Source organism: Pseudomonas sp. 203-8, assembly GCF_020708595.1.
Classification (GTDB): Bacteria; Pseudomonadota; Gammaproteobacteria; order Pseudomonadales; family Pseudomonadaceae; genus Pseudomonas; species Pseudomonas aeruginosa.
Genome location: NZ_JAJFDF010000013.1, coordinates 118313 through 142449, shown reverse-complemented (window position 1 = coordinate 142449; position 24137 = coordinate 118313). Strand labels below are relative to the sequence as shown.

Here is a 24137-nt window from a genome sequence, read left to right as displayed (position 1 = left end):
ATGGCTCCGAGCACCGATGATGCCCGATCTTCGGCGGGCTTCGTAAATTTCCTCGAACGGGCGCGGCGGCGCGTTTTCCTATTGGCTGACCCAGCGCTGCCGCGCCCAGGCGCTCAGGCTGTCGACCCCGAGCACCAGGACCAGCATGGCCAGGATCACCGTGGCGGCCTGGGCCTGCTGGAACAGGCTCAGGCTGAAATAGAGCATCTGCCCGAGCCCGCCGGCACCGACGAAGCCGAGCACGCTGGCCATGCGGATATTGTTCTCCCAGCGGTACAGGGTATAGGCCACCAGTTGCGGCCAGACCCCCGGCAGGGTGCCATAGGCGAATGCCGCGAGGCGTCCGCTGCCGGCCAGGCGCAAGGCCTCGGCGGGCTGCGCCGGGGTGTTCTCCAGGGCTTCGGCGAACAGCCGGCCGAGCACGCCGCCGGTGTGCAGCGCCAGGGCGAGGGTCCCGGCGTTCGGCCCGAGCCCGGCCGCCAGCACCATCAGCGCGCCCCAGACCAGCTCCGGCACCGCGCGCAGCGCATTGAGCAGGAGTCGCGCCAGGCTCTGCGCCGGCACGCCGAAGCGACCTGCCGCCGGCAGCGCGAAGAGCAGGCCGAGCAGCGCCGCCAGCAGGGTGCCGATGGCCGACATGGCCAGGGTTTCCAGCAGCCCCCGGCCAATCGCCCGCAGGTGCGGAGCGGACAGGTCGGGCGGGAAGAACTCGCTGGCGTAGGCGGCCATCTGGCCCAGTCCCTTGCCGCTGAAAAGACCTGCGGTGTCCATGTCCAGATAGGCGAACGAGGCGCCCACCGCGGCCACCACCAGCAGCGGCCAGAGCAGCAGGCGCCAGGTCCGGCTCATGCCAGCCTCCCGCGCAGGAAGCGGCTCAGCAGGTCGGCGAGGAGGACCAGCAGGAGGAAGGTCAGCAGGATGCTGGCAACCTCGCCGCCGGCGAACATCCGCAGCGACAGGTCGATCTGCTGGCCGAGGCCGCCGGCGCCGACGAAGCCCATCACCACCGAAGCACGGATCGCGCACTCCCAGCGATAGACAGTGTAGGAAATCATTTCCCCGGCGGCGTTCGGCAGCACCCCGTAGGCGAACGCCGCCAGCCGCGATCCGCCGCCCAGCAGCAGGGCGCGGGTGGGGCGCGGATCCACCGACTCGAAGATTTCCGCGTAGACCTTGCCGAGCATGCCGGCATAGGTGATGGCGATGGCCAACACCCCGGCGGTGGGGCCCAGGCCCACGGCGCGGACGAACAGCAGCGCCCAGACGATTTCCGGCACGCTGCGCAGGAGGATCAGCAGGCCGCGCACCGGCCAGCGCAGTGCCCGTGCCCACCAGGCCGGCAGGCCGCCGCGCGGCAGTGCCGAGAGCGACAGGGCGCGGGTCGCCAGCAGTGCGGCGGGAAACGCCAGGAGCCAGGCCAGGGCCATGCCGGCGGTGGCGATGGCGAGGGTTTCCAGGGTGGCGCGGCCGAGCAGGGCGAGGAACCCGGGATCGTGTGCCGGCGGCCAGAAGCCGGCGAGGAAACCGCCCATGGTGCGCGCGTTGTCGCCGCTGAACAGGCCGGGGATATCCAGTTCGCTGAGGCGCAGCCCCGGCCAGAGCAGCAGCAACGCGGCCAGGGTCAGCAGCAGGCGCGGCAGGGCGGCGGGGTCGCGCGGCGGAGAAGCGGCGTTCAGCATCGTGGGATGTGCACCACGGCGGGTTCGCCGGCCGGGCTGGCGCGCTCGGCCTGCAGTTGTTCGTTGGCGTAGAGGGCGTCCAGCGCGGCGCGGTCGACTTCGCCGGCGGGCAGGTCGAAGGCGATGCGTCCGGCGCGCAGTCCGATCACCCGGGGGAAGTGTTGCAGCGCCAGGTCCACCGCGTGCAGGCTGGCCAGCAGGGTGCTGCCGCGCGCGGCGGCCTCGCGGTTGAGCAGGGCCAGGGTATGGCCGGCGAGCACCGGGTCCATGGCCGAGACCGGTTCGTCGGCGAGGATCAGCTCGGCGCGCTGGTAGAGCACCCGGGCGATGCCGACCCGCTGCAACTGGCCGCCGGAAAGCTGGTCGCAGCGCTGGAACAGCTTGTCGCCGAGATCCAGGCGTTGCAGTGCGTCGTGGGCGCCGGCGCGGTCCAGCGGATAGACCAGGCTGACCAGGCTCTTCCATAGCGGCCACTGGCCGAGGCGCCCGGCCAGTACCGCGCTGACCACCCGCTGCCGTGGCGGCAGCGGCGGTGCCTGGTGGACCAGGCCGATGCGCGCGCGCAGGCGTTGGCGGGCGGCGGCGGATAGCGCCCAGGGCTCCTCGCCGAGCAGTTCGACACGGCCGACGCTGGGCCGCCATTGGCTGGCGAGCACCCGCAGCAGGCTGGTCTTGCCGGCGCCGGAAGGTCCGATCAGGGCCACCCGTTCGCCAGCGGCCAGGCGTAGGCGGATGTCGGCAAGGGCGCGTTGGCCGTCGGCGTGGACCAGGTCCACGCCGTCGAGGCTCAGGCTCACTTCAGCAGGCCGGCGGCGCGTGCGGACTCCTCGATGCCCTTGTAGTTGTCCGGATTGGTCTCGATGAAGCGGCTGGCGGCCTGCAGGTCGAGGATCTCCTTGTCGGCCGGTTTCGCCGGGTCGAGGGCGAGGAAGGCCTGCTTGATCTTCTCGGCCAGGGCCGGGTCGAGGTTGCCGCGCACGGTCCAGTTGTAGTCGTAGTAGGTCGGCGTGGTGGCGAAGACCTTGACCTTGGCGGTATCGACCTTGCCGCTGTCCACCAGCTTCTGCCAGACCGAGGCGTTCAGCACGCCGGCGTCGACCTTGCCGGCCTGGACCCAGGCTACGGTGGCGTCGTGGGCGCCGGAGTAGGCGACGCGGGAGAAGAACTGCTCGGGGACGATGCCGTCCTTCTGCATGAAGTAGCGCGGCATCAGGCTGCCCGAGGTGGAGGAGACCGAGCCGAAGGCGAAGGTCTTGCCCTTCAGGTCCTGCAGGGATTTCACCTGGGGATCGGCCGTGATGAATTTGCTGGTGAACTGCTGGTCCTGCTCGCGCTGCACCAGGGGAATGGCGTTGCCGGTCTTCAGCCGCGCCTGGACGAAGGTGAAGCCGCCCAGCCAGGCCATGTCCAGGCGGTCGGCGGCCAGCGCCTCGACCACCCCGGCGTAGTCGGCCACCGGGACGAACTTCACCGGCATGCCGAGTTGCTTCTCCAGATAGGCGCCGAGCGGCTTGAATTTGCGCAGTAGCTCGGTGGGCGCCTCGTCGGGGATCGCCGAGACCTTGAGTTCTTTCAGGGTTTCGGCGTGGGCGAGCGCGGCGGACAGGGACAGGGCGATGCCGGCGGCGAGCGCCAGGGAGCGTTTCAACATGGGAGAGTTCTCCGGTTCAATGGCGGAAAAAACCCGGGGAGTATAGTGGTGCGCGGCCCGCTTGGGCAGCCGTCGCGGCGTTGCTCGCCGGCGCCTCGCGGGTAATATGGCGCTCCCCGTGCCCATTCGCTGCGTATTGGAGTTCGCCATGTCCGCTTCCCTGCCTTCCCTTGCCTTCGCCGGTCTCGGCCTGATGGGCGTGCCCATGTGCCGCCGGCTGCTGGCCGCCGGCTATCCGCTGGCGGTGTGGAACCGTTCGCCGGGCAAACGCGAGTTGCTCGCGGCCGAGGGCGCGAAAGCCGTCGAGGTCCCGGCCGAACTGGCCGCCGACGCGGAAATCCTGATGCTTTGCCTGGCCGATACCGCGGCGGTGCGTGAAGTGGTGTTCGGCGCCGGCGGCATCGTCGAGAACGCCAGGCCCGGGCAGTTGCTGGTGGATTTCTCCAGCGCCGAGCCGGCCGCCACCCGCGAGATGGCCGCCGAGCTGGAGGCGCGCTGCGGCGTGCGCTGGGTCGACGCGCCGGTCTCCGGCGGCACGCCGGGCGCGGAAAGCGGCAGCCTGGCGATCATGGCCGGCGGACGCGCAGCGGATATCGAACGCCTGCGGCCGGTCCTCTCCCGGCTTGGCCAGCGCCTGACGCGCATGGGCGAGGTGGGCGCCGGGCAGGTGACCAAGGTCTGCAACCAGATGATCGTTGCCTGCAACGCCCTGGTGATCGCCGAAGTGGTGGCGCTGGCGGAGCGGGCCGGGGTCGACGCCAGCCTGGTCGCTCCGGCGCTGGCGGGCGGCTTCGCCGACTCGAAGCCGTTGCAGATCCTCGCCCCGCAAATGGCCGAGAGCCGTTACGAGCCGGTCAAGTGGCACGTACGGACCCTGCTCAAGGATCTCGATACCGCGGTGAAGCTGTCCCGCGAGCAAGGCGCGGCCACCCCGATGAGCGGGTTGGCCGCGCAGTTGATGCGTCTGCACGGCAGCCAGGGCTATCTCGAACGCGATCCGGCGACCCTGGTGGAGCAATACCGGACCGCCGTCGAGTGAACCTCAGGCCTGGTTCAGGCTGCGCAGCGGCGGCGCGGCGTCGAAGCGGTAGGCGCGGAGGAACTCTTCCAGGGCCGCCAGCGGCAGCGGCCGGCTGAACAGGTAGCCCTGCACCAGCTCGCAATGGTTCTCCCGCAGGAACGCCAGTTGCTGCGGGGTCTCCACGCCCTCGGCGACGACTTTCAGATGGAGCTTCTGGGCCATCGCGATGATCGCCTGGGCGATTTCCATGTCCCGCTGCGAGGCGGGGATGTCCATGATGAACGAGCGATCCACCTTCAGCGCGTCCAGCGGCAGGCGCCGCAGGTAGGCGAGCGACGAATAGCCGGTGCCGAAGTCGTCGATCGACAGGCTGACGCCCAGCTCGCGGAGGCGTTCGAGCAGCGGGATGGTCTGGTCGATGTTGTACATCAGCGCGTCCTCGGTCACCTCCAGTTCGAGGAAGCACGCCGCCAGCCCGGCCTGCTCCAGCGCATGACGGACTTCGTCGACCAGGCTGGCCCGGCCGAGATTGCTGGCGCAGCAGTTGACCGCCACCCGCAGCCGTTCGTGGCCGGCCAGGTGCAGGCTGCGCAGGTCGCGGCAGGCGCGTCGCAGCACCCAGTCGTCGAGCTGGTCGATCATGCCGTTGGCTTCGGCCAGGCCGATGAAGCGGTCCGGACCGAGCAGGCCCTGGGTCGGATGGCGCCAGCGCACCAATGCCTCCAACTGGTGTACCTCGCCGTCGGCGAGGGCGAGGATCGGCTGGTAGTGCAGCTCCAGTTGGTCGTCGCGCAGGGCCTGGCGCAGTTCCTCCTCCATCTGCAGTTCCTGGGTCGCCCGCACCAGCAGTTGCCGGCTGAAGAACTGCGCGTTGTTGCGCCCGCAGGCCTTGGACTGGTGCAGGGCCAGGCCGGCGTTCTTCAGCAGCTCCTCGCACTGCTCGCCGTCGTTCGGGTAGAGGCTGACGCCGACGCTGGCGGTCATCACCAGGGTGCGCCCGTCCAGGGCGATGGGTTCCTTCATCTTCTGCATCAGGCGTTGCGAGAGGATGTGCGCCTCGTGGTCCTGGGTGAGGTCGGCGAGCACGCAGAACTCGTCGCCGGCGAAGCGCGCCACCACGTCGCTATCGCGCAACACGCTGCGGATGCGTTCGGAGACGATCTTCAGCAGTTGGTCGCCAGAGTCGTGGCCGAGGGAATCGTTGATCCGCTTGAAGTGATCGAGGTCGAGGAACATCACCGCCAGGCCCTTGCCTCTCAGGCGACAATTCTCCAGGTGCTGGACGAACACTTCGTTGAATGCCGTGCGGTTCTGCAGGCCGGTCAGGCTGTCGTAGCGAGCCATCTGGCGCAGCGAGGCGTGGGCGTGGTCGAGCTGGTTGAGCAGGGCGTTGACCCGGCTGTTTTCGCTGAGCCGGCGCTCCCGTTGTTTCTCCGACCATGCGGCCCAGATGCCGCAGGCGGCGATGGCGCTGGCGAGCACTCCGGTGAGCCAGCCCAGGCGCAGCGAGTCGGCGCTGGCTTGCAGTTCCAGCGGCGTGCCGGCGGGTACGCTGAGCACCAGCGCGGCCATCCCGGTGAAATGCATGGCGGCGATGGCGCCGGCCAGCAGCAGGCTGGCGATCAGTTTCATGTAGCGGTAGCGCGCGCTGCGCCGGCCGCGCAGGTAGGGGACCGCGGCGAGGGCGGTGAAGGCGGCGCCGATGGCGATCAGTACCGAAAGGGCGAACAGCGATGGCTGGTAGTACTGGGTGGCCACCGAGCGCATCGCCGCCATCCCGGTGTAGTGCATGGCAGCGATGCCCAGGCCGATGCAGCAGGCGGCGAGCAGGCAGGGCAGCAGGCCGAAGCGCGGGCGGGCGGTCATGTACATCGCCAGGTACGAGGCGGCGACGGCGATCAGCAGCGACAGGCCGGTGATCGGCAGGTCGTAGCGCAGGGCGATCGGCGCGTGGAACGCGAGCATGGCGACGAAATGCGTGGCCCAGATGCCGCTGCCCAGGCAGAACGCCCCGATCCATTGCCAGAGGCGCGGGTGGCTCAGGCTGTTGCCGACCCGCTCGACCATGTCCAGTGCCGTGTACCCGGCGAGGCAGGCGACGAGGAAGGCGAGCGCCACCAGCGACGGCGAATAGGTGCAGTTCTGCAGCACGTAGCCGTCGACGGGAGACTCTCCGAGGAAGCGCAGGCCTTGCCAATCCATAGCGGTGTCTCCCTGGACACGGAAAACCCGCGGACGGCGCGGGTGCGGGCTGGGGGTGGCATTGTGCTTCCAGTATAGATAGCGGGAGCCACCTGCAAGGTCGGCATGGAAGGAAGTCGCTGGCCGCCGACATACGGCCGGTTTCGGCATTTTCCCGGGGAGAAAAGGCATAGCTGAGCTTGTTCCGGCTCCATCGCCACGGGCATGATCGCTGCGCCCGCGAGGGCTCGCGAGGCTTCACGAAATTTTGACCAGGCGCCCGATAGAGTTCGGGCGCCCCGCCACGGGGGGTGGCGGCGGTCCGTTACGTTTCAGGAGTTGCTTCAATGGGTGGGGGTATCAAGCGTTTCTTGCCGGCTATCGGTTCGACCCGGCTGGTGATGCTGTTCGCGCTGGTTCTGGTGGTGTTCTACAACGCGGCGACCTGGAAGGCCCTGCATGGCCTGGTGCCGCTGCAAGGCTTGAAGGGCTTCGCGTTCTTCGCCTCGTTCGCGGCGTTCCTGTGGGCCGCCTTCACGCTCCTGCTGACCCTGGTTTCCTTCCGCCCGCTGCTCAAGCCGGCCTTGACCCTGGTCGCCCTGTGCTCGGCCGGCGCGACCTACTTCATGGGCAGCTACGGCATCAGCATCGACACGGTGATGGTGCAGAACGTCTTCGAGACCAACGCCACCGAGGCCGGCGACCTGGTCAACCCGACCCTGCTCGGCTATCTGCTGTTGCTCGGTGTCCTGCCTTCGCTGCTGATCTGGCTCTGGCCGGTACGCTACCGGCCGTTCTTCCGCGGCCTGCTGAACAAGATCCTGACGCTGCTCGGCTGCCTGCTGATCGTCGCGGTAATGGTAGGCAGCTTCTATTCCACCTACGCCCCGATCTTCCGCGAGGAAGACAAGCTGACCCACTTCATCAACCCGACCAACTACATCTACGCGGTGGGCAAGTACGCCAAGCAGCGCCTGGTGATCAAGGAACACCTGGTGGTCGAGCCGATCGGCCTGGACGCCCGCCAGGCGCCGGCTGCGCTGCAGCGACAGAAGAAATCGCTGCTGGTGTTCGTGGTCGGCGAGACCGCCCGTGCCGATCATTTCTCGCTGAACGGCTACGCCCGCGAGACCAACCCGGAGCTGAGCAAGCAGGACATCGTCAACTTCACCCAGGTCCGTTCCTGCGGCACTTCCACCGCGGTCTCGGTGCCCTGCATGTTCTCCCAGTACCCGCGCGAGGACTACAGCGACAAGAAGGCCAAGACCCACGAAGGCCTGCTGGACATTCTCCAGCGTGCCGGCGTGCAGGTGTTGTGGCTGGAGAACAACAGCGACTGCAAGGGCACCTGCCTGCGGGTGCCCAACCGGGACATCCCGAAGACCCAGCCGAGTCCGTTCTGCGACGGCAAGAACTGCCTGGACGAGTCGCTGCTGGTAGGCCTGCAGGAGTACATCGACGGGCTGCAGGACGACGCCATCATCGTCCTGCACTCCGATGGCAGCCACGGTCCCGAGTACTACGAGCGCTACCCGAAGGAGATGGAGCGCTTCCAGCCGGTATGCCGGACCAACCAGCTCGGCAGTTGCAGCAAGGAAGAGCTGGTGAACGTCTACGACAACACCATCCTCTATACCGACCACTTCCTGACGAAGGTGATCGAATTGCTCAAGCGGAATGCCGACAAGCGCGATACGGCGATGATCTACGTGTCCGACCACGGCGAGTCGCTGGGCGAGAATGGCGTCTACCTGCACGCGGCGCCCTATTCGATCGCGCCCCAGGCGCAGATCCACGTGCCGATGGTCATGTGGTTCGCCCCGCAGGCGCTGGGCAACTGGGGCATCCAGCGCAGTTGCCTGGACGGCAAGCGCGACGACAAGGACCTGAGCCACGACAACCTGTTCCACTCGGTGCTCGGCCTGCTGGACGTACAGACTTCGTTGTACCAGCCGGCGCTGGACATCTTCGCCAGTTGCCGCGCGCCCAGGGCAGCCCAGTGAGCGACGGGGGCTGAAAGAAAAAAGGCCGTGGAGGATTCCCCCCACGGCCTTTTTCGTCGGCTTTCGCCTTATTTGTCGCGGACCAGCAGGACCGGACGCGAAGCCACGCGGATCAGGCCTTCCGCCACGCTGCCGAGCATCAGGCGGCGCATGCCGCGACGACCATGGGTGCCCATGACCACCACGTCGGCATCGCTGGCCTGGGCCTCGAGCTCGATGCGCTCGGCGATTTCCTCGCTGGCGCGCTCCTGGCAGACGCGATCGAAGGTGGCGCCTTCGACGTTGCTCGCCTCGACCTTCTCGCGGGCCTTGGCCAGGACGTCATCGGCGGCTTTCAGCGCGGCTTCGCGCAGCGGCTCGGGGTTGTAGTACACCGCGTAGTCGGGAAGGTGGCGCAGCGGGCTGTCGACGATGGTGATGACGCGCAGCTTGCCGCCGCTGAGGCCGGCCAGCTTGATGGCCTCTTCCAGGGCGCGGTCGGAGACCGGGCTGCCGTCCACGGCTACCAGAATGCGATCGTACATAAGGTGTCCCTCCAGAGTGAGTGTCCGCCCGCCGGGCGTTCTTGAAACTTCCAGGACACTGTAGACCCTCGCGGCCGGCGGACCTTTGCCGGAGGTCAATAAGTCGCAGGGCGACCGTCGCGATTCCGCTGCGACGCCCGGCTCGCGGCCCGGCGGGGGCCGGGGAACGGGGCGAACGGTCGCCGCGCGGCCATCCGCCGTTGCGGCCTTCGCTGGAAATGAAATGAAAGAAGCCATGGGGGATGCCCATGGCTTCTCGTTTCGCGCAGCCGTTGCCGGGCGTCAGCCGGCGACCAGGATGCGGATCGCCTCGAGGCGCAGGGAGGCCTTGTCGAGCAGGGCCAGGCCTTCCTCGCGCTGGGTGCGCAGGCTGTCCAGCTCGCTGTCGCGGACGCTCGGGTTGACCGCCTTGAGCGCGGTCAGGCGCGCCAGTTCCTCGTCCATGGCGGCGGCGAACTGCTGCTTGGCCCTGGCCACGCGTTCCTCGTGGCGCGGGACGATCTTGCCCTCGGCCACGTCGAACTGCTTGGCCAGCACATCGCGCTGGGCCTGGACGAACTTGTTGGCGCTGACCCGTGGCACGCTTTCCAGCTGGTCGTTGAGGGTTTCCAGGGACACCCGGCCGGCCAGGTCGTTGCCGTTGGCGTCGAGCAGGCAGCGCAGGGCCTGCGGCGGCAGCCAGCGGCCGAGCTGGAGGGCGCGCGGTGCCACGGCTTCGCTGACGAACAGGAGTTCGAGCAGCACGGTGCCGGGCTTTAGCGCCTTGTTCTTGATCAGCGCCACCGAGGTGTTGCCCATCGAGCCGGACAGCACCAGGTCCATGCCGCCCTGAACCATCGGATGTTCCCAGGTGAGGAACTGCATGTCCTCGCGGGCCAGCGCCTGGGCACGGTCGTAGGTGATGGTCACGCCTTCGTCGTCGCCGAGGGGGAAGCCGGCGTCGAGCATCTTCTCGCTTGGCTTGAGGATCAGGGCATTTTCCGAATGGTCTTCGCTGTGGATGCCGTAGGCGTCGAACAGGCGCTCCATGTAGATCGGCAGGGCGAAGTCGTCGTCCTGTTCCTCGATGGCCTCCACCAGCGCCTCGCCTTCGCCGGCGCCGCCGGAGTTCAGCTCGAGCAGGCGGTCGCGACCGCTGTGCAGCTCCGCTTCGAGGGCTTCGCGACGGGCGCGGCCTTCGGCGAGCAGCGCGTCCCAGGCCTTGTCCTCGCCGCCGTCGAGCAGCGGCAGCAGGCGCGGGCCGAACTCGTGTTGCAGGGCGTTGCCGGTGGGGCAGGTATTGAGGAAGGCGTTCAGCGCCTGGTGGTACCACTGGAACAGGCGCTGCTGGGCGCTGTTCTCCAGGTGCGGTACGTGCAACTGGATGGTGTGTCGCTGGCCGATCCGGTCGAGGCGGCCGATGCGCTGCTCGAGCAGGTCCGGGTGGGCCGGCAGGTCGAACAGCACCAGATGGTGGGCGAACTGGAAGTTGCGGCCTTCGCTGCCGATTTCCGAGCAGATCAGAACCTGGGCGCCGAACTCTTCGTCGGCGAAGTAGGCGGCGGCGCGGTCGCGCTCGAGAATGCTCATGCCTTCGTGGAACACCGTGGCGGAGATGCCCGAACGCAGGCGCAGGGCGTCTTCCAGGTCGAGGGCCGTCTCGGCGTGGGCACAGATGACCAGGACCTTGAACTGCTTGAGCATCTTCAGGGTATCGATCAGCCACTCGACGCGCGGGTCGAAGCGCCACCAGCGGTTGTTGTCGTCGCCGTCTTCCCACTGCTGCTGGAAATTCACTTCCGGATACAGGTCCGGGTGTTCGCCGGCCGGCAATTCCTCGTACTGGCTCGGCATCGGCAACGGATAGGCGTGCAGTTCGCGCTGGGGGAAGCCCTGCACGGCGGCACGGGTGTTGCGGAACAGCACGCGACCGGTGCCGTGGCGGTCGAGCAGCTCGCGGACCAGGCGCGAGCGAGCTTCTTCATCGCCGCCCTCGACGCTGGCCAGCAGCTCGTCGCCCTCGCTGCCGAGGAAGCCGTGGATGGCCTTGCGCGCGCCGGCGGAAAGACTGCCGTGGTCGAGCAGTTCCTGCACCGCTTCGGCGACCGGGCGATATTGCTCGCTCTCCCGGCGGAACGCTTCGAGGTCGTGGAAACGATTCGGATCGAGCAGGCGCAGGCGCGCGAAGTGGCTGTCCTGGCCGAGTTGCTCCGGGGTCGCGGTGAGCAACAGGACGCCGGGAATGATCTCCGCCAGTTGCTCGACCAGCGCGTATTCGGCGCTGACCTGGTCCTGGTGCCAGACCAGGTGGTGGGCTTCGTCGACCACCAGCAGGCCCCAGCCGGCGGCGAACAGGGCGTCCTGGGCGCGTTCGTCTTCCTTCAGCCACTCCAGGGCGACCAGGGCCAACTGGGTGTCCTCGAAGGGATTGCTGGCATCGCTTTCGGCGAAGCGCTCCTTGTCGAACAGGGCCACCTGCAGGTTGAAGCGCCGGCGCATCTCCACCAACCACTGGTGCTGGAGGTTTTCCGGGACCAGGATCAGCACCCGCCCGGCGCGGCCGGAGAGCAACTGGCGATGGATGATCAGGCCGGCCTCGATGGTCTTGCCCAGGCCCACTTCGTCGGCCAGCAGGACGCGCGGCGCCATGCGGTCGGCGACTTCGCGGGCGATGTGCAACTGGTGGGCGATCGGCTGGGCGCGGGCGCCGCCGAGGCCCCAGAGCGAGGACTGGAGCAGTTGGCTGCGGCGTTCGAGAGTGTGGTAGCGCAGGGAGAACCAGGGCAGGGGATCGATCTGTCCGGCGAACAGACGGTCGCTGGCGAGGCGGAACTGGATGAAGTTGGAGAGCTGGGTTTCCGGCAGGGTGCGCTGCTCGTTCTGCGCGGTGAGGCCGTGGTACACCAATAGGCCTTCGCTTTCCTCGACCTCGCGGACGGTCATCTTCCAGCCTTCGAAGTGCGTCACTTCATCGCCGGGGGCGAAGCGCACGCGGGTCAGCGGCGCATTGCGCAAGGCGTATTGGCGGGTATCGCCGGTCGCCGGATAGAGCACGGTGAGCAGGCGGCCATCCTGGGCCAGGATGGTCCCCAGGCCCAATTCCGCTTCACTGTCGCTGATCCAGCGTTGCCCCGGTTGATACTGCGCCATGTCCACCTCCCAAAAAAGCCGGGTATGGTACCGCAACGCGTGGCGTTGAGCGACGCTTGGCGATGGATTGCGTGTTGCGCCACGGCTTCGTCGGAGAGCCGTCCGTCGGTACGGGAGCGCCCGCCTGGCGGCTGGTTCTCAAGTCGAGCGGCGGGTCGACCGATAACCCTTGTAGAAGAACGCCGCAAACCGGCACGCTGCGAGAACCCATGACGCGGCACTACCCAGAGAGGTTGCCTGCATGCTTCCGCCGATCCCCCAGGGCCTGATCCCGGTCACCGTCCAGCAGGACCCGCCCAAGCCCCGTCCGGCCACGCCGCCGGTCGCGCCGACCCAGGCTGGCGCGGGCAGCGATGGCGTCGCCTTGCGCCAGGAGCGCGACGAGGAAAGCTGGCTGGAAGAGGAATACCGCCGTCGCCAGCGCCGCCAGGGCGGCGAGGCGCACGCGCGGAGCGACGAGGGGGACGAGGCGCCGGCTGACGAGGCGGGGGAGAGCGCCCAGGCGGACGAGCTGCCGCGCAAGGGACAATTGATCGACATCGAAGTGTAACCCTGGTTTTCCAGGCTTCAGCAGCGGCCTTGCGGCGTAGTAACCTGCGGCCCATGGACCTGTTCGCCGACGCACCCCTGACCCTGCCGGACGCCGACCTGCGCTATCTCCCGCATTGGCTGGATGCGCCGCTGGCGAGCGCCTGGCTGTTGCGCCTGGAACAGGAAACGCCCTGGGAACAGCCGATCCTGCGCATCCATGGCGAGGAGCATCCGACCCCGCGCCTGGTGGCCTGGTACGGCGACCCTGACGCCGCCTACCGTTATTCCGGCCAGGTCCACCGGCCGCTGCCATGGACCGCGTTGCTCGGCGAGATCCGCGAGCGCGTGGAGCGCGAGGTCGGCCAGCGGGTCAACGGCGTGCTGCTGAACTACTACCGCGACGGCCAGGACTCCATGGGCTGGCACAGCGACGACGAGCCAGAGCTGCGCCGCGATCCGCTGGTCGCCTCGCTCAGTCTCGGCGGCAGCCGCCGCTTCGACCTGCGGCGCAAGGGCCAGACCCGCATCGCCCACTCTCTGGAACTGACCCATGGCAGCCTGCTGGTCATGCGCGGCGCAACCCAGCATCATTGGCAACATCAGGTGGCGAAGACCCGCCGCTCCTGCATGCCCCGTTTGAACCTGACCTTCCGCCTGGTGTACCCCCAGCCATGAACGACGACGACAAGGTGATCGACCTCAGCGCCGAGCGCGACAAGCGCATCCACGACGTGCACGAGAAGCGCCTGCAGGAGGTCCGCAAGGCCTTCGAACAGGTGTTGCCGCTGGGCAAGCCGCGGAAGAAGCCGAAAGGCAAGCCGAAGAAGCGCTGAAGCCTCCGCCGCCGCGTTCGCCGGCGGCGCATTCCTGCGGGCAACGTGCGGCGATCGGGCAGGTTTTTCCCGGTTATCTGCGGCGTCCGACCGCATTCTCCCTCCTGCGAAACTTGACCTGGGTCAGTGTCATGCACCTGGCCGAAAAAGCCCGTCCGGGCGATTGATCCAGGTCAATATTGCGCCGCCGCGCCTCGCTAATCTGAGCCCATCGAGCAACACCCAACCGGCAACTGGAGGCCATCAACATGTTCATCGACGAAGTGGTTCTCGCAGGGATTCTTACAGTAGGCCTCATGGTCGCTTTCTTCGGTGGGGTCGGTTACTTCATCTGGAAGGATTCCCATAGCCGCAAAGGCTGATCCTCCCGGATACACAGAGCACGCAAGGCACTTAGGGCGACTTCGGTCGCCCGTTTTTTTGCGCCTGGAAAAACACCGGCGCAGCGATCGGGATACTACGAATGTCGCTGGACGATATTGTTAGCAGCCTAATAATATAGGCTGCACATATCGCCTCGGCGTTCGCCGGCTATCTATGCTGATGTAGACCCCGTTTCGGAAGACCCTGTGCCCATTCACTGGAAGCCGTTCCTGGCACCCTCGACGCTGGCGCTCAAGTTCGCCATCAAGACGCTCCTGGCCGGCGGCCTGGCGTTGTGGTGCGCCTTTCGCTTCGACCTGGAGCAGCCGCAATGGGCGCTGATGACCGTGCTGATCGTGTCCCAGCCGTTGTCCGGCATGGTGGTGGCGAAGGGCTTGTTCCGCCTGCTCGGCACCCTGGTCGGCACCGCGATGTCGGTGTTGATGATCGCGCTGTTCGCCCAGGCGCCCTGGTTGTTCCTGCTGGCCATCTCGCTCTGGCTGGGGCTCTGCACGGCGGCCTCGACCTCCCTGCGCAACCACGTTTCCTATGCCTTCGTACTTTCCGGCTATACGGTGGCGATCATTGGCCTGCCGGCGGTGGACCAGCCGCTGCTGGTCTTCGAGCAGGCGGTGGCGCGTTGTACCGAGATCTGCCTGGGGATCATCTGCGCCTCGGCGGTCAGTGCGATCCTCTGGCCGCAGCGGGTCGAGCAGAACCTCGACAAGCAGGCCCACGCCACCTGGCTGCTGGGCATGCAGGCCGCGCGCGGCGAGATCGACCCGCGCCAGCGGCAGCCGCAGGGGCTGCTCAACGCGCTGAGCAAGATCGTCGAGGTCGATGCGCAGCGCGACCATGCCTGGTTCGAAGGCGAGCGCGGGCGGCGCCGGGCCGGCGCCCTGGCGTTGCTCTCGCGCGACCTGCTCAGCCTGTTGCGCACCGCGCGCGGCGTGGCCCGGCAACGGGCGCGGCTGAGCGAAGAGGAAGAGCGCCGGGTGGAGCGCTGGCTGGCCGCGCTGGCCAGCGCCCTGGAAGGAACTGATCCGGCGTCGATGCAGGCGCTGCGCGAGGAGTTGGCGCAGGTCGCGGTCGAGCCGCAGTGGAGCAACGACCAGCGTTACCTGCTGACCCGCTGCTCGGTGCTGCTGCTCAAGGCGGTGAATGCCGAGAAGGGCATGCGCGCGGTGGCCAGCGGCGAGGTCGAGGGGCGGGTGGGCAGCGCCGGTACCCTGTCCTGGCACCGCGACCTGCAGATGGCGCTGTTCTACGGTGCGCGTAGCGCCCTGGCGTTGCTCGGGCTGTCGGTCTACTGGATCTATACCGCGTGGCCGGCGGCGTCCGGCGCGATGCTGCTGGCGGCGGTGGTGTGCAGCCTGTTCGCCAACCGCGACAACGCGGTGGCCATCGGCCTGAGCTTCCTGCGCGGCATCGTCTACGCGATCCCGGCGGCGATGCTGGTCAGCCAGTGGCTGCTGCCGCAGTGGAATGGCTTCCCGCTGCTCTGCCTGGCGATGGGCGTGCCGCTGTTCTTCGCCACCCTGGGCATGGCCGTACCGGTTACCGCCGGCACCGCCACCTCGTTCGCGATCCACTTCATCGTCCTGGTCGCGCCGCGCAACCAGATGGACTACAACCTCGCGACCCTGCTGAATTCCGCCCAGGGCGTGCTGATCGGAGTCGGCTTCGCGGTGGTGATCTTCCGCTTGCTGACCTTGCGTCCGGGCTGGCTGACCCGACGCCTGCTGGACGCCACCTGCGTCGATCTCGGCCGCCTCACCCGGCGCCCGCTGGCGCAGGCGGAGAACTGGTTCGGCGGGCGCATGGCCGACCGCCTGTTGCGCCTGGCGCGGCACGCCAACCTGTTGCCGGAGCAGGAGCGGCGGCGTTGGGACGATGGCCTCCTGGCGCTCGACCTGGGTAACGAACTGATCCACCTGCGGGCTTGCCTGGAAGGCGCCCGTGGCGTCCTGCGCAAGGCGCGCGACCGCTTCCTCGGGGAACTGGGCGAACTGCTTGAGGCCGGTCCCGCGGGTCCGCGCAGTGACCGCCTGGAGCGGATCAGCCTGCCGTTGCGCGAAGCCCTGGAGCGTGACGCTCGCCACGACGACGAAGCCAGCCGCCTGGCGCGCGCGGCCCTGGCGCAACTGCTGTTCACCTGGCAGCAGTGGTGCCATCAGGAGGAAAGCCATGAGTCTGCATGAATCGGCCTGGGGCGGCGTCTACCTCAGCCCGCTGTTCGTCTATGCCCTGCTGGCGCTGGCGGCCACCGCCGCGCTGCGGGTGCTGATCCAGAAAACGCCGTTGCGTCGCTGGGTCTGGCACGAGGCGCTGTTCGACTGCGCCCTGTTCATTTTGATGTTGAGTGGCATTACCTGGGCGGCTACGACCTGAATCGTCGCCCCGAGAAGGAGATTCGCATGCGTGCATCGCTTCGCGTCGTCGTCACCCTGCTGGTGGTCGCTGCCGCTGTCCTCGCCGGCATCTGGCTCTGGCGCTACTACATGCTCTCGCCCTGGACCCGCGATGCCCGGGTGCGGGCCGACGTGGTGGTGGTGGCGCCGGACGTGTCCGGCTGGGTGACCGACCTGGAGGTCAAGGACAACCAGGTGGTCAAGGTCGGCGACGTGCTGATGCGCATCGACCAGGAACGCTACCAGGCCAACCTGGAGCAGGCCCGCGCCGTCGCCGAGACCCGTCACCAGCAATACCTGTTGCGCCAGAACGAGGCGGCCCGGCGCAGCCGCCTGGGCATCGGCGCGATCAGCGCCGAGGACAAGGAAAACGCCCAGATCAATGCCGCCATCGCTCGCAGCGAGTACCAGGAGGCGCTGGCCCAGGTGAAGATCGCCGAACTCAACCTCAAGCGCAGCGAGCTGCGCGCCGCGCGCAACGGCCAGGTGACCAACCTGCGCCTGGCCCAGGGCAACTACGCCACGGCGGGCCAGGCGGTGATGGCGTTGGTCGACCAGCAGTCCTTCTATGTGGTCGCCTACTTCGAGGAAACCAAGCTGCCCGGCATCCGCGTCGGCATGCGCGCCCAGGTCCGCCTGATGAGCGGCGATCAGCCGATCGACGGCACGGTGGAGAGCATCAGCAGCGGTATCACCGACCGCAACTCGACGCCGGACGGCCAGTTGCTGGCCAATGTCGAGCCGACCTTCAACTGGGTGCGCCTGGCGCAGCGCATTCCGGTGCGCATCCGCCTCGACCAGGTGCCGGCGGATGTCCACCTGAGCGCCGGGATGACCGCCAGCGTCACCGTGCAGGGGGACTGAACGGCAGCGCTTGCGTGGCGCCATCCAGCGTGCTGGCGCCAAGCGCGCAGGCCAGCGCCGCCAGCACCAGGGCGAGGCCGACCCAGGGCGTCGCGGCGACTCCCAGTGCCGCCACCACCAGGCCGCCCAGCGCCGCGCCGAGGCCCACGCCCAGGTGCATGGCCGAGGTGTTCAGGGCGACGCCGGCGGAACCGCTGGCCGGATCGCTGCGCAGCAGGAAGCTCTGCACCACCGGCGAGATCATCCAGCTGATCGCGCTCCAGACCATCAGTACCGGCAGGAACCCGATGCTGCCCAGGCTCAGCGGCACCGCCGCCAGCGCCAGGGCGAAGGCCCCCGGTACCAGACGCAGGGCGCGCCGGTGGCCGAGGCGGTCGGCCAGCCAGCCGCCGATATAGCCGCCGCTCAGCGCTGCCAGGCCGATCAGCAGGAGGATCAGGCTGATCTCGCTGGGCGAGCGAATACCGGCCATGCTCGCCAGGTACGGGGTGAAATAGGCGAACAGGGTGAAGTGCCCGCCGAGCAACAGGATCGATACCAGTTGCGCGAGCCACAGCGCGGGCTGGCGCAACTGCCGCAGGTAGCCTTCGCGGCCGGGCAGGTCGCCGGCCTGGCGTTGCGGCAGGTAGCGCCAGAGCAGCAGGCACAAGGGCAGCGAATAGACCGCGATGCCGGCGAAGATCCAGCGCCAGCCGAACCAGTCGCTGATCTGTACGCCCAGTGGCACGCCGAACACCAGCGAACCGCTGATGCCCATGAAGATCAGGCCGATCGCCCGGCCGCGCTGGGCCGGGGCGGCCAGCTCGGCGGCGAGCAGGCTGGCGAGGACGATCAGCAGCCCGCAACAGGCCGACATTCCCAGGCGAGCCAGGAGCAGGCCGAGATAGCCCGGAGCGAGGGCGGCGAGCGCGTTGCTGAGGGCGAACAGCAGCAGGGTCGCCAGCAGCAGGCGGCGGCGTTCGATGCGCCGGGTCAGCCAGCCGAGCAGCGGTGCGGCGAGGGCGAAGCCGAGGGAGAACAGGGTGGTGAGCTGGCCGGCCAGGCTGATGGAGACCCGCAGGTCTTCGGCCAGGGGCGGCAGGATGCCGATCAGGATGCTTTCCGCCAGGCCGGCGGCGAAGGTGGTCAGGGATAGCAACAGCAAGCGAAGGTCCATGGCGGCTCCGATTCCCGGTAAGGGGTTTCGGGCGGTGGAGTGCCTTCGGTTATCCCTGATGATTGAGGTAAGACAGCGGACAGGGTAGAGCAGCGCGCGGCGGCCCGGCAAGTCCGCCGGGCCGGATGGCCCGACGGTAGGGAAAGCCGCTCAGCCGATGCTGATCGGCGGCAGTTCGGCCAGCTCGACGCTGAGCTTCTCTTCCGGCGCCATGATCTCCGCTTCGCCGTCGACCACCTGCTTGCCTGCCTGGTTGAACACCCGCGTGGCCATGCGCACGCGATTTTTCGGCAGCTTCTCGAGGACTTCCAGTTCGACCTTCAGGTCGTCGCCGAGCTTGACCGGACGGGTGAAGCGCAGGGTCTGGCCGAGATAGATGGTGCCTGGGCCGGGCAGCACGGTGGCGATCGCCGCGCTGATCAGGGCGCCGCTGAGCATGCCGTGGGCGATGCGTTCCTTGAACTGGGTGGTGGCCGCGTAGGCGGCGTCCAGATGCACCGGGTTGCGGTCGCCGGAGACTGCGGCGAACAACTGCAGGTCGCGCTCGGCGATGCTGCTGGTGTACTCGGCCTTTTGCCCGACCTCTAGCTCGGCGTAGGGAATGTTCTGGACCTGGCTCATGTTCTCTCCTTTGTCGAATGATCCCGGCGGTGGCGCAGGGCCTGTTCCAGCCAGTCGATCAGGTCTTGGGTGACCGCGTCGCGGTTGCTCTCGTTGAACAGCTCGTGACGGGCCTCGGGATAGGTCTTCAGGGTCACCTGGCGCAGCCCGGCACCGCGTAGGGCGTCGGCCAGGTCGCCCAGGCGCTTGCCCTGGCTGACCGGGTCGCGTTCGCCGCCGATGACCAGCAGCGGCAGGTCGGCATCGATCTGCCGCAGGTGGGGGGGCGGGGTGATATCGGCCAGGCCGCCGAGCAGGTCCACCCACAACTGGTTGCTGCAGCGGAAGCCGCACAGCGGGTCGGCCACGTACCTGTCGACTTCCTGCGGATCGCGACTGAGCCAGTCGAAGGCCGTGCGATTGGGCTTGAACGCCTTGTTGAACGAGCCGAACGAGAGGAAGTCGATCAGCGCGCTCTTGCCCAGCGGCCCCTGGCGCCAGCGCTCGAAGCGGGCGATCAGGCGGGCGATCCGGTAGAGCGCTTGCGGCTGGTAGTTGGAACCGGAAAGGATCGCCCCTTGCAGGCTGCAGCTGTGGTGCAGCAGGTAGGCCATGGAGATGTAGCTGCCCATGCTGTGGCCCAGCAGGAAGATCGGCAGTTCCGGGTGCTGCTGGCGGATATGGTGGTTCAGGCTGGCCAGGTCGCCGACCACCTTGCCCCAGCCGCCCTGGTCGGCGAAGTGGCCCAGCTCGTCGGCTTCGGCGGTCCGGCCGTGGCCGCGCTGGTCGATCGCATAGAAGTGGTAGCCGGCAGCGTTCAGCGCGGCGGCGAGACGCTCGTAGCGACCGGCGTGCTCGGCCATGCCGTGGGACAGCATCACCGCGCCGACGGCCGTTGCGCTCGGCCAGTGGCGGGTGTACAGCGGGGTTTCGTCGCTGGCGGGGAGCCAGTAGGCAGCGGCGGGCATGTTCGTTCCTTGTGCCGGGCGGACGCGTTGCGGCGCATTCTAGCAGCGTACGCGGCTTCGTCCCGGAAAAGCGCCACCCTTGGGCACGGGCCGCTCTGGAATGGCGGGCGGCGAAGAGCGACAGGCTGGAGATTCACACTATCAATAAGGGCAGGAGGAGTATTTGCGCTGTCCGACGCAACTGCTAAGTTGCCCGATGCCCCGCACATGCGGGCCAGACCCGCTCAGGTAAGAGGACAAGAATAAATGCAACCTGAATTCTGGAACGACAAACGCCCGGCCGGCGTACCCGACAGTCTCGACTTCGCCGCCTACCGTTCCGTGGTCGAGGTCTTCGAGCGCTCCTGCAAGAAATTCGCCGACCGCCCGGCCTTCAGCAATCTCGGCGTGACGCTCAGCTACGCCGAACTCGATCGTCTGTCCGCCGCCTTCGCCGCCTACCTGCAGAAACAGACCGATCTCCAGCCCGGCGACCGCATCGCGGTGCAGATGCCCAATGTCCTGCAATATCCCATCGCGGTGTTCGGCGCCTTGCGCGCGGGGCTGGTGGTGGTCAACACCAATCCGCTGTACACCGCCCGCGAAATGCGCCACCAGTTCAAGGACGCCGGCGTGCGTGCGCTGGTCTACCTGAACGTGTTCGGCAAGCTGGTCGAGGAAGTGCTCCCGGATACGCGGATCGAGTACCTGATCGAGGCGCGCATGGGCGACCTGTTGCCGGCGCTGAAGGGTTGGCTGGTGAACAGCGTGGTGAAGTCGGTGAAGAAGATGGTCCCCGATTATCGCTTGCCCCAGGCGCTGCCGTTCAGGCAGGCCTTGAAGCAAGGCCAGGGCCATGCCCTGCAGCCGGTCAGGGTCGGCCTGGAGGATGTCGCCGTGTTGCAGTACACCGGCGGCACCACCGGGGTCTCGAAGGGGGCGATGCTCACCCACGGCAACCTGGTGGCGAACATGCTGCAGGTCCACGCCCAGCTTTCCCAGCTCGGCAAGGATGGCCTGCCGCTGATGAAGGAGGCGCAGGAGGTGATGATCGCGCCGCTGCCGCTCTACCACATCTATGCCTTCACCGCGAACTGCATGTGCATGATGGTCAGCGGCAACCATAACGTGCTGATCACCAACCCGCGCGACATCCCCGGTTTCGTCAAGGAACTGAAGAAGTGGCGTTTCTCCGCGCTGCTCGGCCTCAACACCCTGTTCGTCGCGCTGATGGAGCACCCCGGGTTCAAGGACGTCGATTTCTCCAACCTGAAGCTCACCAACTCCGGCGGCACCGCACTGGTCAGCGCCACCGCCGAGCGCTGGAAGGGCGTCACCGGCTGCACCGTGGTGGAAGGCTATGGCCTCACCGAATGCTCGCCGGTGGTGACCACCAACCCCTACGGCGAGCAGGCACGCCTGGGTACGGTGGGGATACCGGTCGTGGGCACGGCGCTCAAGGTGATCGACGAGCAGGGCAACGAGCTGCCTGTCGGCGAACGTGGCGAACTCTGTGTGAAAGGTCCGCAAGTGATGAAGGGGTACTGGCAGCGTCCCGAGGCCACCGAGGAGATTCTCGATGCCGAAGGCTGGCTGAAGACCGGCGACATCGCGGTGATCGACGAGGACGGCTTCGTGCGCATCGTCGATCGCAAGAAGGACCTGATCCTGGTCTCCGGCTTCAATGTCTACCCCAACGAGATCGAAGACGTGGTGATGGCCCATCCGAAGGTGGCCAGTTGCGCGGCGGTGGGCATTCCCGACGAGAAGTCCGGCGAGGCGGTGAAGCTGTTCGTGGTGGCCCGCGACCCCAGCCTGTCGGTCGAGGAACTCAAGGCCTACTGCAAGGAAAACCTCACCGGATACAAAATTCCGCGACAGATTGTGCTCAAGGATGCATTACCGATGACGCCTGTGGGTAAAATCCTCCGTCGTGAGCTGCGCGAAATCGCCTGATAGCCTTACAAGGCTCTGAAACGGGCATTTGCCGGGGACAGGAAAGACCGTGACCGAGACTAATGTCTCGGTCATTTTTTTGACCGAATAGGTCATGTTTGGTGCTGGTCTGCCTCTGGCAAAGCTGATAATCTCGGCGCGCCTAATAGCCCTGGGTCCAGGGTTAGCGAGCAGATCACAACAAGATGCCGCCATGAGCGGTGAAGATTAGCTGTTGCTTAGGAGTGGGCTTCCATGATCGAAAACTTCTGGAAGGACAAGTACCCAGCGGGTATTGCTGCCGAGATCAATCCCGACCAGTACCCGAACATCCTGTCGGTACTGAAGGAGTCCTGCCAACGTTTTGCCACCAAGCCCGCGTTCACCAACCTGGGCAAGACCCTGACCTACGGCGAGCTGTACAAGCTGTCCGGCGACTTCGCCGCCTACCTGCAGCAGCACACCGATCTCAAGCCCGGCGACCGCATCGCCGTCCAGTTGCCCAACGTCCTGCAATACCCGATCGTGGTCTTCGGCGCCATGCGCGCCGGCCTCATCGTGGTCAACACCAACCCGCTGTACACCGCGCGCGAACTGGAACACCAGTTCAACGACTCCGGCGCCAAGGCGGTGGTCTGCCTGGCCAACATGGCCCACCTGGTCGAGGGCGTACTGCCGAAGACCGGCGTCAAGCAGGTGATCGTCACCGAAGTCGGCGACATCCTGCCGCCGCTGAAGCGCTTCATCGTCAACTTCGTGGTCAAGCACATCAAGAAGATGGTGCCGGCCTACAGCCTGCCGCAAGCCACCAAGCTGACCGACGCGCTGGCCAGGGGCGCCGGCAAGTCGTTCCAGGAAGCCGCGCCGCAGGCCGACGACGTCGCCGTGCTGCAATACACCGGCGGCACCACCGGGGTCGCCAAGGGCGCCATGCTGACCCACCGCAACCTGGTGGCCAACATGTTGCAGTGCAAGGCGCTGATGGGCGCCAACCTCAACGAGGGCTGCGAGATCCTCATCGCGCCGCTGCCGCTGTACCACATCTATGCCTTCACCTTCCATTGCATGGCGATGATGCTCACCGGCAACCACAACATCCTGATCACCAACCCTCGCGACCTGCCGTCGATGCTCAAGGACCTCGGCCAGTGGAAGTTCACCGGCTTCGTCGGCCTGAACACCCTGTTCGTCGCCCTGTGCAACAACGAAACCTTCCGCAAGCTGGACTTCTCCGCGCTGAAGCTGACCCTCTCCGGCGGCATGGCGCTGCAACTGGCCACCGCGGAGCGCTGGAAGGAAGTCACCGGCTGCGCCATCTGCGAAGGCTACGGCATGACCGAGACCGCGCCGGTGGTATCGGTCAACCCGTTCCAGAACATCCAGGTCGGCACCATCGGTATCCCGGTGCCCTCGACCCTGTGCAAGGTGATTGGCGACGACGGCCAGGAAGTGCCCCTGGGCGAGCGCGGCGAACTCTGCGTGAAGGGTCCGCAGGTGATGAAGGGCTACTGGCAGCGCCAGGAGGCCACCGACGAGATCCTCGACGCCGATGGTTGGCTGAAGACCGGCGATATCGCCATCATCCAGGAAGACGGCTACATGCGCATCGTCGACCGGAAGAAGGACATGATCCTGGTCTCCGGCTTCAATGTGTATCCGAACGAACTGGAAGACGTGCTGGCGACCCTGCCGGGCGTCCTGCAGTGCGCCGCGATCGGCATCCCCGACGAGAAGTCCGGCGAGTCGATCAAGGTCTTCGTGGTGGTCAAGCCGGGGGCGACCCTGACCAAGGAACAGGTCATGCAGCACATGCATGACAACCTGACCGGCTACAAGCGGCCGAAGGCCGTGGAGTTCCGCGACAGCCTGCCGACCACCAACGTCGGCAAGATCCTGCGCCGCGAACTGCGCGACGAAGAGCTGAAGAAAGCGGGCCAGAAGTAAGTCCGCCGTTGCCTGAAGAAGCCCCGCCGATGCGGGGCTTCTTCGTTGCAGGCAGTCGGTTGCGGGGTGAGCGGGCCTGTGCGGACGTGCCGGCAGCGCATCACCTGCCGGAGGAACCCCCCATGGCCCGCCTCGATCCTGCCCTGGCCGAAGAAATACGCCGTCTGCCGATCAGCCGGCGTCTGGAACTGACCCAGGCATTGCTGCATCGCGCCGGCCCCGAGGTGGAGCGCCAATGGCCGCCAGTGGCCGAGGATCGCCTCGCCGACTGCCGAGCGGGCACCGCCGATGCGCTGCCGCTGGCCGAGATGCTCAAGCGACTGGGGCGCTGAGAGGGCCATCGCCCACCAGCAGCGTCGGCCGTA

Annotated in this window: 22 protein-coding genes; 12 read left to right on the top strand and 10 right to left on the bottom strand. The window is 67.3% G+C overall.

The annotated features are described in order from the left end of the window. Nucleotides 1-78: 78 nt before the first annotated feature. Genes phnE through LJF27_RS27225 form a run of 4 tightly spaced genes read right to left on the bottom strand, consistent with a single transcriptional unit; the run spans nt 79 to nt 3330 of the window. Entirely contained in the window at nt 79-849 is a 771-nt protein-coding gene (gene phnE, locus LJF27_RS27240; RefSeq protein ID WP_003091685.1) for a phosphonate ABC transporter, permease protein PhnE, read from the bottom strand. After that, the gene (locus LJF27_RS27235; RefSeq protein WP_003113153.1) at nt 846-1679 is read right to left on the bottom strand and encodes a PhnE/PtxC family ABC transporter permease; all 834 of its coding nucleotides are present in this window, start codon (nt 1677-1679) and stop codon (nt 846-848) included. Before LJF27_RS27235 ends, phnE begins: the two co-directional genes overlap by 4 nt. Continuing rightward, nucleotides 1673-2476: a phosphonate ABC transporter ATP-binding protein gene (locus tag LJF27_RS27230; RefSeq protein WP_003117585.1), complete on the bottom strand. Its 804-nt coding sequence runs from the start codon at nt 2474-2476 to the stop codon at nt 1673-1675. The genes LJF27_RS27235 and LJF27_RS27230 overlap by 7 nt, the downstream gene beginning before the upstream one ends. Continuing rightward, on the bottom strand, nt 2473-3330 hold the full coding sequence (locus LJF27_RS27225) for a putative selenate ABC transporter substrate-binding protein (protein ID WP_003113155.1): 858 nt from the start codon (nt 3328-3330) through the stop codon (nt 2473-2475). The genes LJF27_RS27230 and LJF27_RS27225 overlap by 4 nt, the downstream gene beginning before the upstream one ends. 148 nt (nt 3331-3478) lie before the next feature. Between LJF27_RS27225 and LJF27_RS27220 the strand changes: the two genes are divergently transcribed. Further along, nucleotides 3479-4369 (top strand): NAD(P)-dependent oxidoreductase, encoded by an 891-nt coding sequence (locus tag LJF27_RS27220; protein WP_003113156.1) that lies wholly within the window; start codon nt 3479-3481, stop codon nt 4367-4369. 3 nt (nt 4370-4372) lie between these two features. Here the strand turns inward: LJF27_RS27220 and LJF27_RS27215 are convergent, their stop codons facing one another. Beyond that, complete coding sequence (locus tag LJF27_RS27215) at nt 4373-6553, bottom strand: putative bifunctional diguanylate cyclase/phosphodiesterase (protein ID WP_003117586.1); 2181 nt, start codon at nt 6551-6553, stop codon at nt 4373-4375. A 326-nt stretch (nt 6554-6879) separates the two neighbouring features. Here LJF27_RS27215 and LJF27_RS27210 point away from each other — a divergent pair, with 326 nt between their 5' ends. After that, a complete protein-coding gene (locus LJF27_RS27210) occupies nt 6880-8535 on the top strand; it encodes a phosphoethanolamine transferase (RefSeq protein WP_003091675.1) in 1656 nt (551 codons plus the stop codon). Nucleotides 8536-8603: 68 nt separating this feature from the next. Here the strand turns inward: LJF27_RS27210 and LJF27_RS27205 are convergent, their stop codons facing one another. Next, complete coding sequence (locus LJF27_RS27205) at nt 8604-9059, bottom strand: universal stress protein (protein ID WP_003091672.1); 456 nt, start codon at nt 9057-9059, stop codon at nt 8604-8606. 282 nt (nt 9060-9341) lie between these two features. Continuing rightward, nucleotides 9342-12194: an RNA polymerase-associated protein RapA gene (gene rapA / locus LJF27_RS27200; protein WP_410896911.1), complete on the bottom strand. Its 2853-nt coding sequence runs from the start codon at nt 12192-12194 to the stop codon at nt 9342-9344. A 235-nt stretch (nt 12195-12429) separates the two neighbouring features. Here rapA and LJF27_RS27195 point away from each other — a divergent pair, with 235 nt between their 5' ends. The 7 genes from LJF27_RS27195 to LJF27_RS27170 all read left to right on the top strand — a co-directional run bounded on the left by LJF27_RS27195 (nt 12430) and on the right by LJF27_RS27170 (nt 17190). Further along, entirely contained in the window at nt 12430-12738 is a 309-nt protein-coding gene (locus tag LJF27_RS27195; RefSeq protein ID WP_003091664.1) for a hypothetical protein, read from the top strand. A 53-nt stretch (nt 12739-12791) separates the two neighbouring features. After that, nucleotides 12792-13394 carry an alpha-ketoglutarate-dependent dioxygenase AlkB family protein gene (locus tag LJF27_RS27190; protein ID WP_003115462.1) on the top strand — a complete coding sequence of 201 codons (603 nt, stop codon included), beginning with the start codon at nt 12792-12794 and terminating at the stop codon, nt 13392-13394. After that, a complete protein-coding gene (locus tag LJF27_RS27185) occupies nt 13391-13552 on the top strand; it encodes a hypothetical protein (RefSeq protein ID WP_003091659.1) in 162 nt (53 codons plus the stop codon). The genes LJF27_RS27190 and LJF27_RS27185 overlap by 4 nt, the downstream gene beginning before the upstream one ends. Before the next feature lie 248 nt (nt 13553-13800). After that, nucleotides 13801-13914 carry a cytochrome c oxidase subunit CcoM gene (gene ccoM / locus LJF27_RS30495; RefSeq protein ID WP_003091657.1) on the top strand — a complete coding sequence of 38 codons (114 nt, stop codon included), beginning with the start codon at nt 13801-13803 and terminating at the stop codon, nt 13912-13914. Nucleotides 13915-14121: 207 nt separating this feature from the next. Beyond that, entirely contained in the window at nt 14122-16116 is a 1995-nt protein-coding gene (locus LJF27_RS27180) for an FUSC family protein (protein WP_003107446.1), read from the top strand. Next, nucleotides 16103-16306 carry a DUF1656 domain-containing protein gene (locus LJF27_RS27175; protein ID WP_003091655.1) on the top strand — a complete coding sequence of 68 codons (204 nt, stop codon included), beginning with the start codon at nt 16103-16105 and terminating at the stop codon, nt 16304-16306. Before LJF27_RS27180 ends, LJF27_RS27175 begins: the two co-directional genes overlap by 14 nt. A gap of 26 nt (nt 16307-16332) precedes the next feature. Then, complete coding sequence (locus LJF27_RS27170; protein ID WP_003091654.1) at nt 16333-17190, top strand: HlyD family secretion protein; 858 nt, start codon at nt 16333-16335, stop codon at nt 17188-17190. Here the strand turns inward: LJF27_RS27170 and LJF27_RS27165 are convergent. From LJF27_RS27165 to LJF27_RS27155, 3 genes are all read right to left on the bottom strand, one after another. Then, on the bottom strand, nt 17171-18346 hold the full coding sequence (locus LJF27_RS27165; RefSeq protein WP_023117039.1) for an MFS transporter: 1176 nt from the start codon (nt 18344-18346) through the stop codon (nt 17171-17173). The two genes, LJF27_RS27170 and LJF27_RS27165, sit on opposite strands and share 20 nt — an antisense overlap. 150 nt (nt 18347-18496) lie before the next feature. Further along, nucleotides 18497-18967, bottom strand: coding sequence for a MaoC family dehydratase (locus LJF27_RS27160; RefSeq protein WP_003091647.1), 471 nt, complete (start codon nt 18965-18967; stop codon nt 18497-18499). After that, complete coding sequence (locus tag LJF27_RS27155; protein ID WP_023117038.1) at nt 18964-19914, bottom strand: alpha/beta hydrolase; 951 nt, start codon at nt 19912-19914, stop codon at nt 18964-18966. Before LJF27_RS27155 ends, LJF27_RS27160 begins: the two co-directional genes overlap by 4 nt. A gap of 246 nt (nt 19915-20160) precedes the next feature. Here LJF27_RS27155 and fadD2 point away from each other — a divergent pair, with 246 nt between their 5' ends. The 3 genes from fadD2 (at nt 20161) to LJF27_RS27140 (ending at nt 24104) form a co-directional block, all read left to right on the top strand. Further along, nucleotides 20161-21849, top strand: coding sequence for a long-chain-fatty-acid--CoA ligase FadD2 (gene fadD2 / locus LJF27_RS27150; protein ID WP_003091644.1), 1689 nt, complete (start codon nt 20161-20163; stop codon nt 21847-21849). 234 nt (nt 21850-22083) lie between these two features. Continuing rightward, nucleotides 22084-23772, top strand: a complete 1689-nt coding sequence (fadD1, locus tag LJF27_RS27145) for a long-chain-fatty-acid--CoA ligase FadD1 (RefSeq protein ID WP_003091643.1) — start codon at nt 22084-22086, stop codon at nt 23770-23772. A gap of 122 nt (nt 23773-23894) precedes the next feature. Further along, a complete protein-coding gene (locus LJF27_RS27140) occupies nt 23895-24104 on the top strand; it encodes a hypothetical protein (RefSeq protein WP_003105496.1) in 210 nt (69 codons plus the stop codon). The last annotated feature ends 33 nt before the right edge of the window (nt 24105-24137 follow it).

What these genes read in the sequence shown, in the direction of transcription:
- LJF27_RS27165 (WP_023117039.1), bottom strand. Translation starts at nt 18,346, where the DNA reads ATGGACCTTCGCTTGCTGTTGCTATCCCTGACCACCTTCGCCGCCGGC.
- LJF27_RS27140 (WP_003105496.1), top strand. Translation starts at nt 23,895, where the DNA reads ATGGCCCGCCTCGATCCTGCCCTGGCCGAAGAAATACGCCGTCTGCCG.
- phnE (WP_003091685.1), bottom strand. Translation starts at nt 849, where the DNA reads ATGAGCCGGACCTGGCGCCTGCTGCTCTGGCCGCTGCTGGTGGTGGCC.
- LJF27_RS27175 (WP_003091655.1), top strand. Translation starts at nt 16,103, where the DNA reads ATGAGTCTGCATGAATCGGCCTGGGGCGGCGTCTACCTCAGCCCGCTG.
- LJF27_RS27215 (WP_003117586.1), bottom strand. Translation starts at nt 6,553, where the DNA reads ATGGATTGGCAAGGCCTGCGCTTCCTCGGAGAGTCTCCCGTCGACGGC.
- LJF27_RS27220 (WP_003113156.1), top strand. Translation starts at nt 3,479, where the DNA reads ATGTCCGCTTCCCTGCCTTCCCTTGCCTTCGCCGGTCTCGGCCTGATG.
- fadD2 (WP_003091644.1), top strand. Translation starts at nt 20,161, where the DNA reads ATGCAACCTGAATTCTGGAACGACAAACGCCCGGCCGGCGTACCCGAC.
- LJF27_RS27225 (WP_003113155.1), bottom strand. Translation starts at nt 3,330, where the DNA reads ATGTTGAAACGCTCCCTGGCGCTCGCCGCCGGCATCGCCCTGTCCCTG.
- LJF27_RS27190 (WP_003115462.1), top strand. Translation starts at nt 12,792, where the DNA reads ATGGACCTGTTCGCCGACGCACCCCTGACCCTGCCGGACGCCGACCTG.
- LJF27_RS27235 (WP_003113153.1), bottom strand. Translation starts at nt 1,679, where the DNA reads ATGCTGAACGCCGCTTCTCCGCCGCGCGACCCCGCCGCCCTGCCGCGC.
- LJF27_RS27205 (WP_003091672.1), bottom strand. Translation starts at nt 9,059, where the DNA reads ATGTACGATCGCATTCTGGTAGCCGTGGACGGCAGCCCGGTCTCCGAC.
- LJF27_RS27160 (WP_003091647.1), bottom strand. Translation starts at nt 18,967, where the DNA reads ATGAGCCAGGTCCAGAACATTCCCTACGCCGAGCTAGAGGTCGGGCAA.
- fadD1 (WP_003091643.1), top strand. Translation starts at nt 22,084, where the DNA reads ATGATCGAAAACTTCTGGAAGGACAAGTACCCAGCGGGTATTGCTGCC.
- LJF27_RS27155 (WP_023117038.1), bottom strand. Translation starts at nt 19,914, where the DNA reads ATGCCCGCCGCTGCCTACTGGCTCCCCGCCAGCGACGAAACCCCGCTG.
- LJF27_RS27170 (WP_003091654.1), top strand. Translation starts at nt 16,333, where the DNA reads ATGCGTGCATCGCTTCGCGTCGTCGTCACCCTGCTGGTGGTCGCTGCC.
- LJF27_RS27210 (WP_003091675.1), top strand. Translation starts at nt 6,880, where the DNA reads ATGGGTGGGGGTATCAAGCGTTTCTTGCCGGCTATCGGTTCGACCCGG.
- LJF27_RS27185 (WP_003091659.1), top strand. Translation starts at nt 13,391, where the DNA reads ATGAACGACGACGACAAGGTGATCGACCTCAGCGCCGAGCGCGACAAG.
- LJF27_RS27195 (WP_003091664.1), top strand. Translation starts at nt 12,430, where the DNA reads ATGCTTCCGCCGATCCCCCAGGGCCTGATCCCGGTCACCGTCCAGCAG.
- ccoM (WP_003091657.1), top strand. Translation starts at nt 13,801, where the DNA reads ATGTTCATCGACGAAGTGGTTCTCGCAGGGATTCTTACAGTAGGCCTC.